12 protein-coding genes are annotated in these 13,785 nt (G+C 64.6%); 2 read left to right on the forward strand and 10 right to left on the reverse strand.

All coding sequences use genetic code 11. The features are described from left to right. The 8 genes from KMZ68_RS16350 to KMZ68_RS16385 form a co-directional block, all read right to left on the reverse strand. Nucleotides 1–933, reverse strand: a complete 933-nt coding sequence (locus KMZ68_RS16350; protein ID WP_215612271.1) for an alpha/beta hydrolase — start codon at nt 931–933, stop codon at nt 1–3. A 118-nt stretch (nt 934–1,051) separates the two neighbouring features. Beyond that, nucleotides 1,052–1,861: an NUDIX hydrolase gene (locus KMZ68_RS16355; RefSeq protein WP_215612272.1), complete on the reverse strand. Its 810-nt coding sequence runs from the start codon at nt 1,859–1,861 to the stop codon at nt 1,052–1,054. A 126-nt stretch (nt 1,862–1,987) separates the two neighbouring features. Continuing rightward, nucleotides 1,988–2,944 (reverse strand): dihydrodipicolinate synthase family protein, encoded by a 957-nt coding sequence (locus KMZ68_RS16360; protein WP_215612273.1) that lies wholly within the window; start codon nt 2,942–2,944, stop codon nt 1,988–1,990. A gap of 126 nt (nt 2,945–3,070) precedes the next feature. Continuing rightward, nucleotides 3,071–3,952, reverse strand: a complete 882-nt coding sequence (locus KMZ68_RS16365) for an SDR family oxidoreductase (protein ID WP_215612274.1) — start codon at nt 3,950–3,952, stop codon at nt 3,071–3,073. A gap of 23 nt (nt 3,953–3,975) precedes the next feature. Beyond that, nucleotides 3,976–4,836 (reverse strand): MaoC family dehydratase, encoded by an 861-nt coding sequence (locus KMZ68_RS16370; protein ID WP_215612275.1) that lies wholly within the window; start codon nt 4,834–4,836, stop codon nt 3,976–3,978. A 150-nt stretch (nt 4,837–4,986) separates the two neighbouring features. Next, the gene (locus tag KMZ68_RS16375; RefSeq protein ID WP_215612276.1) at nt 4,987–5,376 is read right to left on the reverse strand and encodes a Zn-ribbon domain-containing OB-fold protein; all 390 of its coding nucleotides are present in this window, start codon (nt 5,374–5,376) and stop codon (nt 4,987–4,989) included. After that, nucleotides 5,376–6,524, reverse strand: coding sequence for a thiolase domain-containing protein (locus KMZ68_RS16380; RefSeq protein ID WP_215612277.1), 1,149 nt, complete (start codon nt 6,522–6,524; stop codon nt 5,376–5,378). Before KMZ68_RS16380 ends, KMZ68_RS16375 begins: the two co-directional genes overlap by 1 nt. A gap of 83 nt (nt 6,525–6,607) precedes the next feature. Continuing rightward, nucleotides 6,608–10,099 (reverse strand): indolepyruvate ferredoxin oxidoreductase family protein, encoded by a 3,492-nt coding sequence (locus tag KMZ68_RS16385; protein ID WP_215612278.1) that lies wholly within the window; start codon nt 10,097–10,099, stop codon nt 6,608–6,610. A 265-nt stretch (nt 10,100–10,364) separates the two neighbouring features. Here KMZ68_RS16385 and KMZ68_RS16390 point away from each other — a divergent pair, with 265 nt between their 5' ends. After that, nucleotides 10,365–11,588: a cytochrome c gene (locus KMZ68_RS16390; protein WP_215612279.1), complete on the forward strand. Its 1,224-nt coding sequence runs from the start codon at nt 10,365–10,367 to the stop codon at nt 11,586–11,588. Between the two features lie 19 nt (nt 11,589–11,607). On the opposite strand, the gene KMZ68_RS16395 is transcribed toward KMZ68_RS16390, so the two are convergent. Next, nucleotides 11,608–12,255 carry a trimeric intracellular cation channel family protein gene (locus KMZ68_RS16395; protein ID WP_215612280.1) on the reverse strand — a complete coding sequence of 216 codons (648 nt, stop codon included), beginning with the start codon at nt 12,253–12,255 and terminating at the stop codon, nt 11,608–11,610. A gap of 129 nt (nt 12,256–12,384) precedes the next feature. Here KMZ68_RS16395 and KMZ68_RS16400 point away from each other — a divergent pair, with 129 nt between their 5' ends. Then, on the forward strand, nt 12,385–12,771 hold the full coding sequence (locus KMZ68_RS16400; RefSeq protein ID WP_215612281.1) for a hypothetical protein: 387 nt from the start codon (nt 12,385–12,387) through the stop codon (nt 12,769–12,771). Between the two features lie 153 nt (nt 12,772–12,924). Here the strand turns inward: KMZ68_RS16400 and KMZ68_RS16405 are convergent, their stop codons facing one another. After that, nucleotides 12,925–13,740, reverse strand: a complete 816-nt coding sequence (locus KMZ68_RS16405) for an isocitrate lyase/PEP mutase family protein (protein WP_215612282.1) — start codon at nt 13,738–13,740, stop codon at nt 12,925–12,927. Nucleotides 13,741–13,785 lie beyond the last annotated feature (45 nt).

Consider the following 13,785-nt stretch of genomic DNA (forward strand, 5'->3'; position numbering starts at 1 on the left):
TCACGCCGTCGGCCTCAAGAGCCAGTCGGCGGCTGCCGCAAACAGCCCTTCGCGGCCAAGTTCGAGATGCATCAGGTGGGTCGCCGCCGGGATGACGACGTCGGCTTTTTCCTTCGCGCCGAGCGTATCGATCAGCGAGGCGGCATCGGCGTCGCGGCAGAGATTGTCCCAAGCGCCGCGGACGATCAGCAAGGGTGCAACGACGCGGCGCGGATCATAGGCCAGTTGGCCCGACATCGCCGCGATGATGTCGGCCTGCGGGCCGTTCGGAATCCTCACCGCCGGCGGCGTCCGGCATCCCGCATCGGGATCCGTCGCCAGCCAGGTCGGGCCCCATTGGGCCAGCTCCGGTTCGATAAGGACCGGCGGATGATCTGGCGGCACATCCTCGACGAACCGTTTCAACTGGTCCGCGACCGATACGTCCCGCCATGCGCCGATCTGGCCGGGCGATGGCAGTCCTTCGATCCGCCGTTGTGCGATCGGGCCGAAAAATACGAGGCGTCCGACGGCCTCGGGACGGTCGCCGGCAAACAGTCCGGCGGCCATGGTGCCCCAGGAGTGTGCGACGACATGAACCTGCGCACCGTTTCGCGCCTTGCGGATGTGATCGATCACCGTGCCGATTTGAAAGGCGGCCTCCGGCGCACGGCCGAACGGCGGGTTGGCTTGCGCCGGCCCGTTCATCGCCGCGGGACGCGTCGAATCCCCGAAGCCCGCGAAGTCGAAAGCCCAGACGTCGAAGCCGCGATCATGCAGCTGGTCGGCCCATGACAGCCCGCCGAAACGGTAGCCCACCGACAGCGCCGACGGGAACGTCGCACCGTGCACGTAGAGTACGGGATCGCCCCCGCCCGGCCAGCGGCGGAGCAGCAGCGTGTCGGCCTCCTCGCCGCCGGGAAGGTTCAGATAGGTTTGCGCTGAGTCAGCCACGTCAACTCCTCTGTCGGGCGAATTTGCCCAGTCAGGTCATTGACGCAGAAACTAGCCGATGGTTCGGCGTTTATATTTCGTCACGGATCGAAGTGTCTTCGTGTCCGGCGGAACTCGCTCACCCCACCGCGCCAACCTCGAACACGTCACCGTCGTAGCCGGCTTCCAGCGGGATGCGAAGCTGACGGCCGCCATTGAGTTTGGTCATCACCGGCATCACCGTGACGATGGACTTGCCCCTGCTGTCGTCGAGCGCGGCCTGTACGCTCGACTGCTTGCCTAGCCGGATCAGGTTGCGCGTGGTCGGGAACGGCAGCTTGAACCGTCCGCTGTCGCCGCCTTCCAGCGCCTCGCGCGGCGACACCCAGATCGAATCGGTAGATTCCTTGCCGTCATGGGCGCCGGCCTGCTCCGGGGGCGCTGCAGCGAGGAAAAACCAGGTGTCGAAGCGCTTCGGCATGCCCTCCGGCGTAATCCAGTGCGCATAGGGCACGAGTTCGTCGAGCGCCAGCACCATGCCGTTGTCGGTCAGCACCTTGAGGAAGGTGATCTTGTTGTCGCAAAGATCGGCGCGATGCGCGGCCTCGATCTCGCCTGCCCGCCCGGCGTCGACCAGCACCTTCGATCCCTTGGGACGCGCCAGCAATATGCCGCTCTCCTCGAAGGTTTCGCGGATCGCGGCGATCCGGAAGCTCAAGGCACTGGCGTCGAGCCCCTCGCCGCCGGCATAAAGCGAGGGATCGGCGATGATATCCTGATCGCCCTTGTCGACGCTGCCGCCGGGAAACACCAGCGCGCCGGAATTGAAGTCGATCTCATAATGGCGCACCATCATGAAAACCTCGATTTCACCTTTGGTCTCCGCGCTGTCGCGCAGCAACAGGATGGTGGAAGCGGGACGCGGCGGTTTGGCAGGTTCGGTGGACATGGGTTTCGTTCCTCGGTTCCCTCATCCTGAGGAGCGGCCCTCTTGGGCCGCGTCTCGAAGGATGAGACATGTGGGCTCTCATGGTTCAAGACGGCGCAAGTGCGCCTCCTCACCATGAGGATTTTACTATTCCGCCGCGCTGGATTGCGGCTGCAGGTTGGCGCGCCTGTCGACGCGGGCGACCCGGGACAGGAGATAATCGACCTCGGCTTTCGCGGTGGCGGTAATGGTCGCGCCGGGCTTGCGCTGCGCGGATGAAGCGATGATGCCGCGCTTCTGCAGCACATATTTGCGAACCGCGAGGCCGGCGCCGGGCTGCTGCTCGTAGCGGATCAGGGGCAGATGGGCGTCGAACAGATCGTGCGCGGCGTCGCGTCGGGCCTCCTTGAATAATCTCACCACATCGATCAGCAATTCCGGGAAGGCATAGCCAGTCATGGCGCCGTCGGCGCCGCGCTCCATTTCGAAATCGAGGAACAGCCCGCCATTGCCAGTCAGAATCGACAGCGGCCGCAGCGAGCCGTCCTTCTGGAACGCGCGCAGCGCGGAGATCTTTTCCAGCCCCGGCCAGTCCTCGTGCTTGAGCATCACGCAGGACGGTGAGTCCATCACGATCTTGCGGATCACCGCGGGCGTGAACACGACCGTCAGGGTCAGCGGATAATCCTGCAGCACCCAGGGAATATCGTCGCCGATCGCTTCCTGAGCCTGCCTGAAATAGCCGGTGATCTGGTCGTCGGTGCGCAAGTGGGGCGGCGGCGCGATCATCACGCCGGCAGCCCCCGCATCCATCGATTTCAGCGCCAGCGAGCGCATGGTGGCAAAGCCCGGCGCGGAAACGCCGACGATGATCTGCATGGTCTTGGCGCGCTTGACGAAGCGGATCGCCACCTGTTCGGCTTCCGCGGCGTCGAGCTTCGGCGCCTCGCCCAGAATGCCCAGCACCGTGACGCCGTCGCAGCCGACCTCGGTATAGAAGTCGGTCAGCCGGTCGATGGATTTCTCGTCGATGCGGCCGTCATCGTGGAACGGCGTCGGCGCGATCGCGAAGGTGCCTGCGGCCTTGGCGGTGAGCTTTGTCATTCGTGCCTCTCTCCTTGGTCATTCCGGGGCGGTGCACAGAACCGAACCTCAGATGTGCAATTGCACATCGGGGAATCTCGAGGTCCTGGGTTCGATGCTAATATCGCATCGCCCCGGGACGACGGTTTACTTGAATCTCCGCGCCGACTTCTTGATGTCCTCTTCGGAGAAGAAGATTTCCTTGGCGTGGGTGACGATATCCTCGGCCTTCCACCCCGAGAACGGCGGCGTCCAGCCTTCCATTTCCATCATTCGCATTTCCCGCACCCCGCGCGGGCCGGAGACGCCGAGCGTCTTGCCGGTCTGGTCGCCCGAGAGCTCGCTGACCATGTATAGCACGGCCGGGGCGATGCCATCAGGCCCCAGTGCGGCGCCGGGGTTCTCGATATAGCGCGGCAGGTCTGATGTCATGCGGGTCAGCGCGCCCGGCGCCAGCGTCCAGATCCGGATGTTGTATTTGCGGCCCTCGATCGCCAGCACGTTGGAGAGGCCCCAGATGCCGCCCTTGGCGGAGCCATAATTGCTCTGGCCGAAATTGCCGATCAGGCCGGAGGTCGAGGAGGTATTGACGATGACGCCGCCGCCGTTCTCGCGCATCCAGCGGAACACCGGCTGGGTGACGCAGAAGGTGCCCTTCAGATGCACCTTCAATACCTTGTCCCAGGCGGCCTCGGTCGCCTTCGCGAAAGTCTGGTCGAGCAGGATGCCGGCATTGTTGACCAGGATGTCGGCGCGGCCGAAATGCTTGATGGCGTCGTCGAACACCGACTGGCCGCCGGCCATGGTGGAGATATCGGCGCCGTTGGCAACCGCGCGGCCGCCCTCGGCCTTGATCGCATTGACCACCTTCTGCGCCATCGAGACATCGGCGCCGCTGCCGTCGCGGGGACCGCCGAGGTCGTTGACCACGACCGCCGCACCCTCGCGCGCGAACAGTTTTGCGTAGGCCTCGCCGAGCCCGCCCCCCGCGCCGGTAATCAGCGCCACCTTGCCGTCGAGCAACCCCATGGTGTTCTCTCCCTTGCCTCTTCCTAAGCCAGCACCGTCCTGCCGCTCTTGATGACGGTGACGTTGCGCGCTTTCACCTTGGCCTCGAACGAAATCACGTTGCCGTCCTTCCACATTTCCATGGTCACGGTTTCGCCGGGATAGACCGGCGAGGAGAACCGCACCGCGTGCTGCCGGAAGGCGGCAGGATCGTAATCGGCATAGGTCTGCAGCACGCCGCGGCAGGTGATGCCGTAAGTGCACATGCCGTGCAGGATCGGCCTCGGGAAACCGGCGCGCTTGGCGAATTCGGGATCCGAATGCAGCGGATTGCGATCGCCGCAGAGACGGTAGATCAGCGCCTGATCCTGGCGCGTCGCGATATCAACTGATTTGTCGGGACTCCGGGTCGGCACCTTGTGCGGTTCGGGCTGGCCTTCGGAGGGTCCGCCGAAGCCGCCGTCGCCGCGCGCGAAACGCGAGGCGACCAATGTGGCCAGCTTCTCGCCTTTCTCGTCCTTGAGCACGGTCTGGTGCCGGATCACGGCGCCCTTGTCCTTGCCCTTGTCGAACACGTCGAGCACGGTGGAATCAGCGGTGATGTGCGCGGCGATCGCGAGCGGCTTGTGGAAGGTGATGTCGCGCTCGCCGTCGACCACCATCAGGCGGTTGAGATGCATCTCGCCGGGCCCGGCGCCCCATGCCGCGACCGAGGCGAAGGTCGGCACCACCTTGAGCGGACGCGGGATGGCCGTGGCCTCGTTGACGAAGGCCAGCTCCTTCTCGTCCATGGGGTCGGCGCCCATGCCGATGCCATAGGCGTACAGCATCACTTCGCGGTCGGTGTAGGCGTATTTCTGACCGAGGTTCTTCAGCGCCATCAGTTCGTCGTACTTGATCGGCATTTTGTTTCGTCTCCCGAATTTTTTGTGTCCTCATGGTGAGGAGGCGCTCTTGCGCCGTCTCGAACCATGAGGTTGCCGCGCCCTTACGTTCTTATCGTCTCATCCTTCGAGACGCGCGCAAGAGCGCGCTCCTCAGGATGAGGATGAATTCTATACCGGCGTGAAGAACGGCAGCGGCGCGCCGTCGGTCGGCTTGAACACCACCTTCACCTTCTGGCCGATCTTCAATTTCTCCAGCTCGCAATCGACGATGTTGGTCTGCAGCGACGGGCCTTCCTTCAGCGTGACGTAGGCGATCGCGTAGGGGCCGGTCGGCGATTTCCGCATCAGACTCCAGGTATAGATGGTGGCCTCGCCCGAGCTCTCCTCCCACACCGTCTTGTCGGAGAAGCAGAATGGGCAGATCGAGCGCGGGAAATAATGCGCTTCGCCGCAGGCGGTGCAGCGCTTGATCAGGAACTTGCCCTCTTTGGCCGCTTCCCAGAACGGCGCGGTCTCGGGATTGCCTTGCGGCGTCGGATATTTCTTTGCTTCGGCCATTACACACGCTCCAGAATGCAGGTTGAGGCGGCGTGACGCACGCCGAGCAGGCCGCCGGTGCCGTGGGCAATGGCGAGATCGCAGTTCGGCACCTGCACTTTCGGATGCGCTTCGCCGCGCAGCTGGCGCACCGCTTCGAGGATTTTTGTCATTCCGCCGCGGTTGACCGGGTGATTGCTGCAGAGGCCGCCGCCGTCGGTGTTGAACGGCAGCTTGCCGACGCCGGAAATCAGGTTGCCGTCGGAAACGAACTTGCCGCCCTCGCCCTTCTTGCAGAAGCCGAGGTCCTCGAGCTGCATCAAGACCGTGATGGTGAAGCTGTCATAGATCGATGCGTATTTGATATCCTTCGGCGTGATGCCGGCCTCTTCGAAGGCGCGCGGTCCGGACCAGACGCCGGCGGAGTAAGTGAGATCGAGATCCTTGCCGCCGCGCGGGCCCTTCATCGCCTCGCCATGGCCGATCAGGCGCACCAGCGGCTTCTTCAGGCTCTTGGCGATCTCCGGCGTGGTGACGATCAGCGCGCCGCCGCCGTCAGAGACGACGCAGCAATCGAGCCGGTGCAAGGGATCGGAGATCATCGGCGAATTGATCACGTCCTCGACGGTGACGACGTCCTTCAGCATCGCATGCGGATTGTACTGGGCGTGATGGGAGGCTGCGACCTTGATCCAGGCCAGCTGCTCGCTGGTGGTGCCGTAGTCGTGCATGTGGCGCATGGCACACATGCCGTAGGCGTTGTGGGTGGTCGCCCCGTAGGCGGCTTCGAAATCGACCTCGGCGCCCGCCGCACGTGGCGGCATCGCGCCGGTGCGCGGCTTGCCGGCAAGCGTGATCAGCGCGATCGAGCATTTGCCGGCGGCGATGGCTTCGGCGGCATGGCCGAGATGGATCAGGTAGGAACAACCACCGGTCTCGGTGGAATCCATGTGACGCACCTTGAGGCCGAGGTAATCCACCATCGGCCACAGCCCGCCCGGCGCGTCGCCGGCGCAGAAATAGCCGTCGATATCGGCCTTGGTCAGCCCGGCGTCTTCGATCGCCCCCTTGGCAACTTCGGCGTGCAACTGTGCGGTGGATTTATCGGGTGCGTGCCGGGTTGGATGTTCGTAAATCCCGGCAATGTAGGCCTTGCCCTTGATGGTCAACAAAACTCTCCGCTGGTGTTTCTTCCCAGCGAATGTCTTCGCGCGTCAGAACGGGATTGGCAAGCGCCCCAGACCGCAAGGCCCTATTCCGCCGCGATCTGCCGAGGCGCCGGCGGCGGGTTGACGAGGTCCGCGGCTAATTCCGCATAGCGGATTTTCGCCGCCTGCGCCGCCTTCTCCTTGACCGGCCCGTAGCCGCGGATGCGATCCGGCAGCGACAGTATTTCGATCGCGGTATCGAGCGTCAGCGGCGACAGCAAGCCGAGCACGGTTGAGATGTCTTTCTCGTAACCGGCGATCAGTTCGCGCTCCATCCTGCGGTCGGCGCTGTAGCCGAAGATATCGAAAGATGTGCCGCGCAGGGTCCGCATCTTCGCCAGCAGACGGAACACCGGCATCATCCAGGCGCCGAACTTGCGCTTGACCGGCCGTCCCAGCGCATCCTTGGCGCCGCCGAGGATCGGCGGCGCGAGGTTGAAGGAAAACTTGAAGTCGCCGTCAAACTGGTCGCGCAACTGTTTTTCAAAGCGCCCGTCGGTATAGAGCCGCGCCACTTCGTATTCGTCCTTGTAGGCGAGCAGCTTGGCGTAGTTGATCGCGACCGCGCGTGGCAGCGCCTCGCCGTAGCCGCCGTCGAGCGCGGCGTTGCGCACCTTGGCCACCATCTTGCGATAGCGGTCGGCGAGCCTGCCGTCCTGGTAGCCGGTCAGATGCGCGCTGCGATGGGCGATGATCTCGTCGAGCGACATCTCCTCCAGCGTCTTCGGCGCCACCGTCTCGTCCTGGCCCTTCATCATCGCCACCAGCCGCGCCGGATCGGCAGCGGCGAGACGGCCGAGCCGGAAGGCTTCCGTGTTCATCTTAATGGCGACGCCGTTGACCTCGATCGCCTGCTCGATCGCTTTCGCCGAAAGCGGCAGCAGCCCCTTCTGATAGGCGTAGCCCATCATCATCATGTTGGTGGCGATGGAATCGCCGAGCAGCATCTCGGCGGGTTTCGTGAAGTCGAAGAAGGAGGAGTCCTTGCGCAGCGCCGTTTCGAGGACGTGATTGACCTTGCGGCTCTGGAAATTGAAATCGCGGTTGAGGATGAAATCCGCGATCGGAATGAGATGGGTGTTGATGACGCCATAGGTGCGGCTGGATTCGCACAGCGTCATGGTTTCCTTGGCGGCGGCCACGACCTCGTCGGCGGCGAGCACCAGATCGGCGGTGCCGGTGACGATGCGCGAACAGGTGACGTCGGCGGTATGTTCCGACAGCCGGACGTGGCTGAGCACCGCCCCGCCCTTCTGCGCGAGGCCGGACATGTCGAGGATCATGCTGGCCTTGCCCTCGATATGCGCGGCCATGCCGAGCAGCGCGCCGATGGTCAAGACGCCGGTGCCGCCGACGCCGCCGACCGCGACGTTATAGGGCCGGTCCAGCGAAGGCCTGGAAGCCGGCTCCGGCAGCTCGCCGATCTGGCCGAGGTCGGCCGGTGCGCGCTTGCGCAGCTTGCCGCCATCGACGGTGACGAAGGACGGACAGAAGCCCTTCACGCAGGAATAGTCCTTGTTGCAGGTCGACTGGTTGATGGTGCGCTTGCGGCCGAATTCGGTTTCCAGCGGCTCCACCGAGATGCAGTTCGACTGCACCGAGCAATCACCGCAGCCTTCGCAGACCGCCGGATTGATCATGACGCGGCGCGCCGGATCCTCCAGCGTGCCGCGCTTGCGGCGGCGGCGCTTTTCGGCCGCGCAGGTCTGCACGAATACGATGGCCGAAGCGCCCTTCACCTCGCGCAGCGTCTTCTGGACGGCGTCGAGCTGGTCGCGATGCGCGGTCTTGGTACCCGGCGCGATATCGGAGGCCGGATAAGCGTCGGGATTTTCCGACACCAGATAGATTTCGCGGATGCCTTCGGCGTGCAGCTGGAAGGTGATCTGCTGCGGCGACAGCTCGCCGTCGACATGCTGGCCGCCGGTCATCGCGGTCGCGTCGTTATAGAGGATCTTGTAGGTGATGTTGGCTCCGGAGGCGACCGCCTGACGGATCGCAAGACTGCCGGAATGGAAATAGGTGCCGTCGCCGAGATTGGCGAACACGTGCTTTTCGTCGGTGAAGGGCGCGACGCCCACCCACGGCACGCCTTCGCCGCCCATATGGGTGAAGGTCTCGGTCGATCGGTCCATCCACAGCGCCATGAAGTGACAGCCGATGCCGGCGAAAGCGCGGCTGCCTTCCGGCACCTTGGTCGAGGTATTGTGCGGACAGCCCGAGCAAAAATACGGCGTGCGTGAAATCGGCGACACCGGCTGCATCTGGGTGGCGAGCCGCCCGTTGAACCAGTCGGCCTTGGCCCGCAGCATCGCAGCGATTTCGGGATTGAGGTTGAGACGCAGCAGCCGCTCGGTGAGCGAGCCTGCCAGGGAGGCGACACTGAGTTCCTCGGCGAACGGCAGGAAGCGCTTGTCGTGCTCGTCCATCTTGCCGACGATGCGCGGGCGGACGTCGTCGCGCCAGTTGAACAGCTCCTGCTTGACCTGATTTTCGACGATCTCGCGGCGCTCTTCGATAATCATGATCTCTTCGAGACCGACCGCGAATTCGCGCACGCCCTCGGGCTCCAGCGGCCACGGCATGCCGATCTTGTAGAGCCGCAAGCCGATCTTGGCGGCGACTTCCGGAGTGACGCCGAGCTCGCGCAGCGCCTGCCGGATATCCTCGTAGCTCTTGCCGGAAGCCATGATGCCGAAGCGCGCATTCGGCGAATCCATGGTGATGCGGTTGACCTTGTTGGCGCGGGCAAAGGCGATCGCGGCGAAACCCTTGTAGTCCTGCAGGCGGCGGTCCTGGTCGTAGCGGTCGTCGGGCCAGCGCAGGTTGAGCCCGCCCGGCGGCATCTCGAAATCGGTCGGGATAATGAAAGGCTTCATCTCGTCGGCGAGATCGATCTCCGCGGTGGTCTCCACGGTCTCGGTAATCACCTTCATGCCGACCCAGCAGCCCGAGTAGCGCGACATCGCGATACCCAAGAGGCCCATCTCGATCATTTCGTGGATGCTGGAGGGATAGAGATAGGGCATCAGCGCCGAGATGAAGGCGTGGTCCGATTGATGCGGCACGGTGGAGGATTTGGCGCCGTGGTCGTCGCCGGCCAGACACAGCACGCCACCGTTCTTGGCCGAGCCCGCGGCATTGCCATGGCGGAATACGTCGCCGCAGCGGTCGACGCCGGGGCCCTTGCCGTACCAGATGCCGACCACGCCGTCGTGGCGGGCGCCCTTCGACAGATTGAGCTGCTGCGAACCCCAGATCGCTGTGGCCGCGAGATCCTCGTTCACGCCGGGCTGGAATTTGACGTTGTACTGCTCGAGATGTTTGCGGGCGGCGAACAGTTGCTGGTCGTAGCCGCCGAGCGGCGAACCCCGGTATCCCGAGACGAAGCCCGCGGTATTGAGACCGGCGGCGCGGTCGCGGCGGATCTGCGCCATCGGCAGGCGGACCAGCGCCTGGATGCCGGTCAGAAAGACGTGGCCGGAGCCTTGGGTGTATTTCTGGTCGAGACTGATCGGACCTTGGTTGATTCCCATTCCACCCTCTTTGAGCCGCCTCGCTCAAGCGATTAGCCCGATTTTAGCCAGGTATTCTCTCAGCTTGCCGGCAGTCTATGTCGGTTTTTGCGGACCGCGCATCACAATTCTCGACAATGGAGCCCCGCATCCGCAAATCGCAATTTCGTGCCGGAAATGGCCGCAGGTTTTTTCGCATTGTGTCACGGCACGGGCTGCCGGCGAAACGACGTGACGCGCTCGCCGTGTCGTTTTGCGCTATAAGGCCTCAGGGAGAGACAGATTGGTGCAGGGACGACATCGCGCAAGCCGGGCGATTCTCGCCGGCGTCTTTTTGTGCACCGCATCAGCCGTTGCCCATGCCCAGCCAGCCCCCTCGGCCGAGACGATCGCACGCGGCAAGGCTCTGACCGACGCCGCCGATTGCGCCAGCTGCCATACCGCCGACCCCTCAAAACCGTTCGCCGGGGGCAAACGCATCGACACCCCGTTCGGCGCCATCCATTCGCCGAACCTGACCCCGGATCGCGAGACCGGGCTCGGCGCCTGGAGCGACGACGACTTCACCCGCGCCCTGCGCTACGGCATGGCGCCCGACGGCTCGCGCTATTACCCGGCCTTCCCTTATCCGAACTTCACCAAGATGATCCGCGACGACGTGCTGGCGATCCGCGCCTATCTCGCGACGCTGCCGCCGGTTCGCAACCGTCCGCCGCCGCCGCAACTGCGCTGGCCGCTGAACTACCGCGTGCTGATGCGGGGCTGGAATTTTCTGTTCTTCCGGCCGGGCATCTTCCAGCCGGACCAGCAGAAAAGCGCGGAATGGAATCGCGGCGGCTATCTGGTCACGGGAGCGGCGCATTGCGGCGCCTGCCATACGCCGAAGAACATCCTGGGCGCCGACAAACGCGGCCAAGCCTATGGCGGTGGATTGGTCGATGGCTGGTTCGCGCCGCGCCTCGACGGCTCTGACCGTAGCGGGCTGAAATCCTGGAGCATCGAGGACATCGCCGAATATCTGCAGAGCGGCCGCAACGGCAGGAGCCACGCCGCCGGGCTGATGGCGGAAGTGGTGGTCAATTCGACCTCCAGGATGAGCGACGCCGATATCCGAGCCATCGCGGTGTATCTGAAGGACCTGCCGGCCGGCGCGCCGGAGCCCGCGGTGACGCCGCCACCGCAGCCAGAAATGATCGCGGGCAAGGCGATCTACGCCCGCGCCTGCATCGCCTGCCACGAGGCCGACGGCTCGGGCGCGCCTCGGATCTATCCACCGCTGCCCGGCAACGCCAACCTGCAGGCGGCCGATCCCTCGAGCACGCTCCGCATCATCCTCGACGGCGCGCAGACGGTGACGACGCCGCGCGCGCCCAACACCGGATCGATGCCGGCCTACGCCAGGCAGTTGTCCGATCGAGAGGTCGCCGATGTCACGAACTACATCCGCAATTCCTGGGGCAACGCCGCGCCGCTGGTGACGCCGGCGCAGGTCAGGAAAGCGCGCCGATAGGACTTCACCTCCCGCGCGTCTACCGGCGTTCCTCGTCAAAGACGAATTTCGGCATTTCCCATTTGTAACGGATCGCCAGCAGGCGAAACGACAGGCCGAGCACGAAGGTCAGGGCCGTCCAGAGTTCGTCATTCAGCTTCAGCCCGAAACCCGTCGCGTAGAACAGCCCGGTGACGATGGAGACGCTGGCGTAGAGCTCGGCGCGAAACAACAGCGGCACGTCGTTACAGAGGATGTCGCGCAGCACGCCGCCGGCGCAGCCGGTGATCATCCCCGCCACCACAACGATCACGAGTGGCAACGATGGGTCGATCTGCCAGGCAACGTCGCAGCCGGCCATGGTGAACACCACAAGGCCGATCGCATCGAGCACCAGAAACGCCGTGTTCAGCCGGTGCACCACGCGCGCGATCAGGATGGTGGCGAGCGCAGCGCCCGCCGTCAGCAGCAGGTAGGACGGGTGTTGCACCCAGACCAGCGGGTAATGCCCGAGCAGCACATCGCGGATGGTGCCGCCGCCGAGCGCGGTGATGCAGCCGAGCATGCAGACCCCGGCCCAGTCCATGCTGCGCTTTCCGGCAGCCAACGCCGCGGTCATCGCCTGCGCCGTGAGCGCCACCAGCGAGAGCCCGTACAACACGACATCGCTGGCAGGCAGGCTCCACATCGCAACCCCATGGAAAAGATTCGTGGAACTTACGTGGCGGGTTCCATTCTGAACAGGCTGAAAGTTACCCGGTTCCGGGAACCTCCGCGGACTCCGGCGATTGTCGTGCCGCAATGGAGGAACCAACTCATGGCCACCCAATCCAATCCGAACGATCCCTATCGCGCCAACCTGAGCGACGACGAATTCAGCCGCCAGGCCCGTCTCAACAATCAGCTGCGGGCCGATCCGGAACTCGCCGAGAGCGCCGTCAGCGGCGGCAAGATAGCGATGTTCGCCATCGCCATCGCGGTGGTGCTGGGCGCGGTCTTCTACGGCCTCAATAGCTCGTCGGTCGAGCAGGCCGGAACCTCGCCGTCGTCGGCGACGGCGCAGAACACCCAGTCGTCGCCTCCCGCGGCCCCTCCGGGGATGCGTGACGTGACCCCGAGGGCCAACAGCCAGCCGGGAACGACCACCGGCGCCGCTCCGTCGCGCCCGCAGAGCCCGCCGGCTTCGAACCCGGCCGGCAAGTAACGGCTGAAGATTCCGCATGTCTTTGTTGGAGCATGATCTCCGGGCAAACGCTTCGCGTTTGTCCCGAGGGAAAACCGGTTCCCACTTTTCCGGATCATGCTCTAGCTGACAAACTGCGTGGCGGGCACCGAATTGCCCGCCGCATTTTTCGTGTCAGCGGAACATCTTGTTCAATTCGCCGCCGGAATAACCATTGGCGAGTTCGGTGAAGGTGCCCTTCCCGGCCATCTCGCTCGCTGCGCGCATGAAGCCGCCCCACGCCGCCCGCGCCAGCGAACCGCCGACGCTGATGCGGCGGACGCCGAGATCGGCGGCTTCGCTGAGGCTGAGGCCGGAGGCGCCGATCAGGAGATTGACCGGTTTCGGATGCACCGCCTTCACCACGGCCGAAATCTGCTCCCTGGTCTTGATGCCGGGCGCATAGAGGCAATCGGCGCCCGCTTCCGAATAGGCTTTCAAGCGGTCGATCACGAGGTCGAGGTCCGGCTGCCCCCACAGGAACGCCTCGCAGCGGCCGGTCAGCAGCACGCCGCTGTTGTCGGCATCGATCGCGGCCCGCGCCGCCCTGATGCGCTCGATCGCGACCGCACGCTCGTAAAGCGGCTTGGCGGCATCGCCGGTGGAATCCTCGATCGAGAGCCCGGCCACGCCGGTCTTCACCCCGCGCGCGACATTGGCGCCGACCTGCGCCGGCTCATGCGCGAAGCCGCCCTCGAAATCGGCGTTGACCGGCAGATCGACGGCCGCGCACATCGCGGCAAGATGCGTGCAGACATCGTCGAGGGTGACCCGGTTGTCGGCCTTGCCGATGGTCCAGGCAAAGCCCGCACTGGTTGAAGCCAGCGCCTTGAAGCCGAGATGCTGCAGCGCCTTGGCGCTGCCGACGTCGAACGGATTGGGAATGATGAAGCATCCGCTCTCGTGCAGTTTGCGGAATGTCGCGCGCTTGTCGGCGGTCGTCACCGGCATGATCTCTCCCCTTCGATTTTCTGTCGGCCGAACATAGCGACGCCC

Source organism: Bradyrhizobium sediminis (assembly GCF_018736105.1).
GTDB lineage: Bacteria > Pseudomonadota > Alphaproteobacteria > Rhizobiales > Xanthobacteraceae > Bradyrhizobium.

What these genes read in the sequence shown, in the direction of transcription:
- KMZ68_RS16385 (WP_215612278.1), bottom strand. Translation starts at nt 10,099, where the DNA reads ATGGGAATCAACCAAGGTCCGATCAGTCTCGACCAGAAATACACCCAA.
- KMZ68_RS16375 (WP_215612276.1), bottom strand. Translation starts at nt 5,376, where the DNA reads ATGGCCGAAGCAAAGAAATATCCGACGCCGCAAGGCAATCCCGAGACC.
- KMZ68_RS16365 (WP_215612274.1), bottom strand. Translation starts at nt 3,952, where the DNA reads ATGGGGTTGCTCGACGGCAAGGTGGCGCTGATTACCGGCGCGGGGGGC.
- KMZ68_RS16395 (WP_215612280.1), bottom strand. Translation starts at nt 12,255, where the DNA reads ATGTGGAGCCTGCCTGCCAGCGATGTCGTGTTGTACGGGCTCTCGCTG.
- KMZ68_RS16360 (WP_215612273.1), bottom strand. Translation starts at nt 2,944, where the DNA reads ATGACAAAGCTCACCGCCAAGGCCGCAGGCACCTTCGCGATCGCGCCG.
- KMZ68_RS16405 (WP_215612282.1), bottom strand. Translation starts at nt 13,740, where the DNA reads ATGCCGGTGACGACCGCCGACAAGCGCGCGACATTCCGCAAACTGCAC.
- KMZ68_RS16355 (WP_215612272.1), bottom strand. Translation starts at nt 1,861, where the DNA reads ATGTCCACCGAACCTGCCAAACCGCCGCGTCCCGCTTCCACCATCCTG.
- KMZ68_RS16400 (WP_215612281.1), top strand. Translation starts at nt 12,385, where the DNA reads ATGGCCACCCAATCCAATCCGAACGATCCCTATCGCGCCAACCTGAGC.
- KMZ68_RS16370 (WP_215612275.1), bottom strand. Translation starts at nt 4,836, where the DNA reads ATGCCGATCAAGTACGACGAACTGATGGCGCTGAAGAACCTCGGTCAG.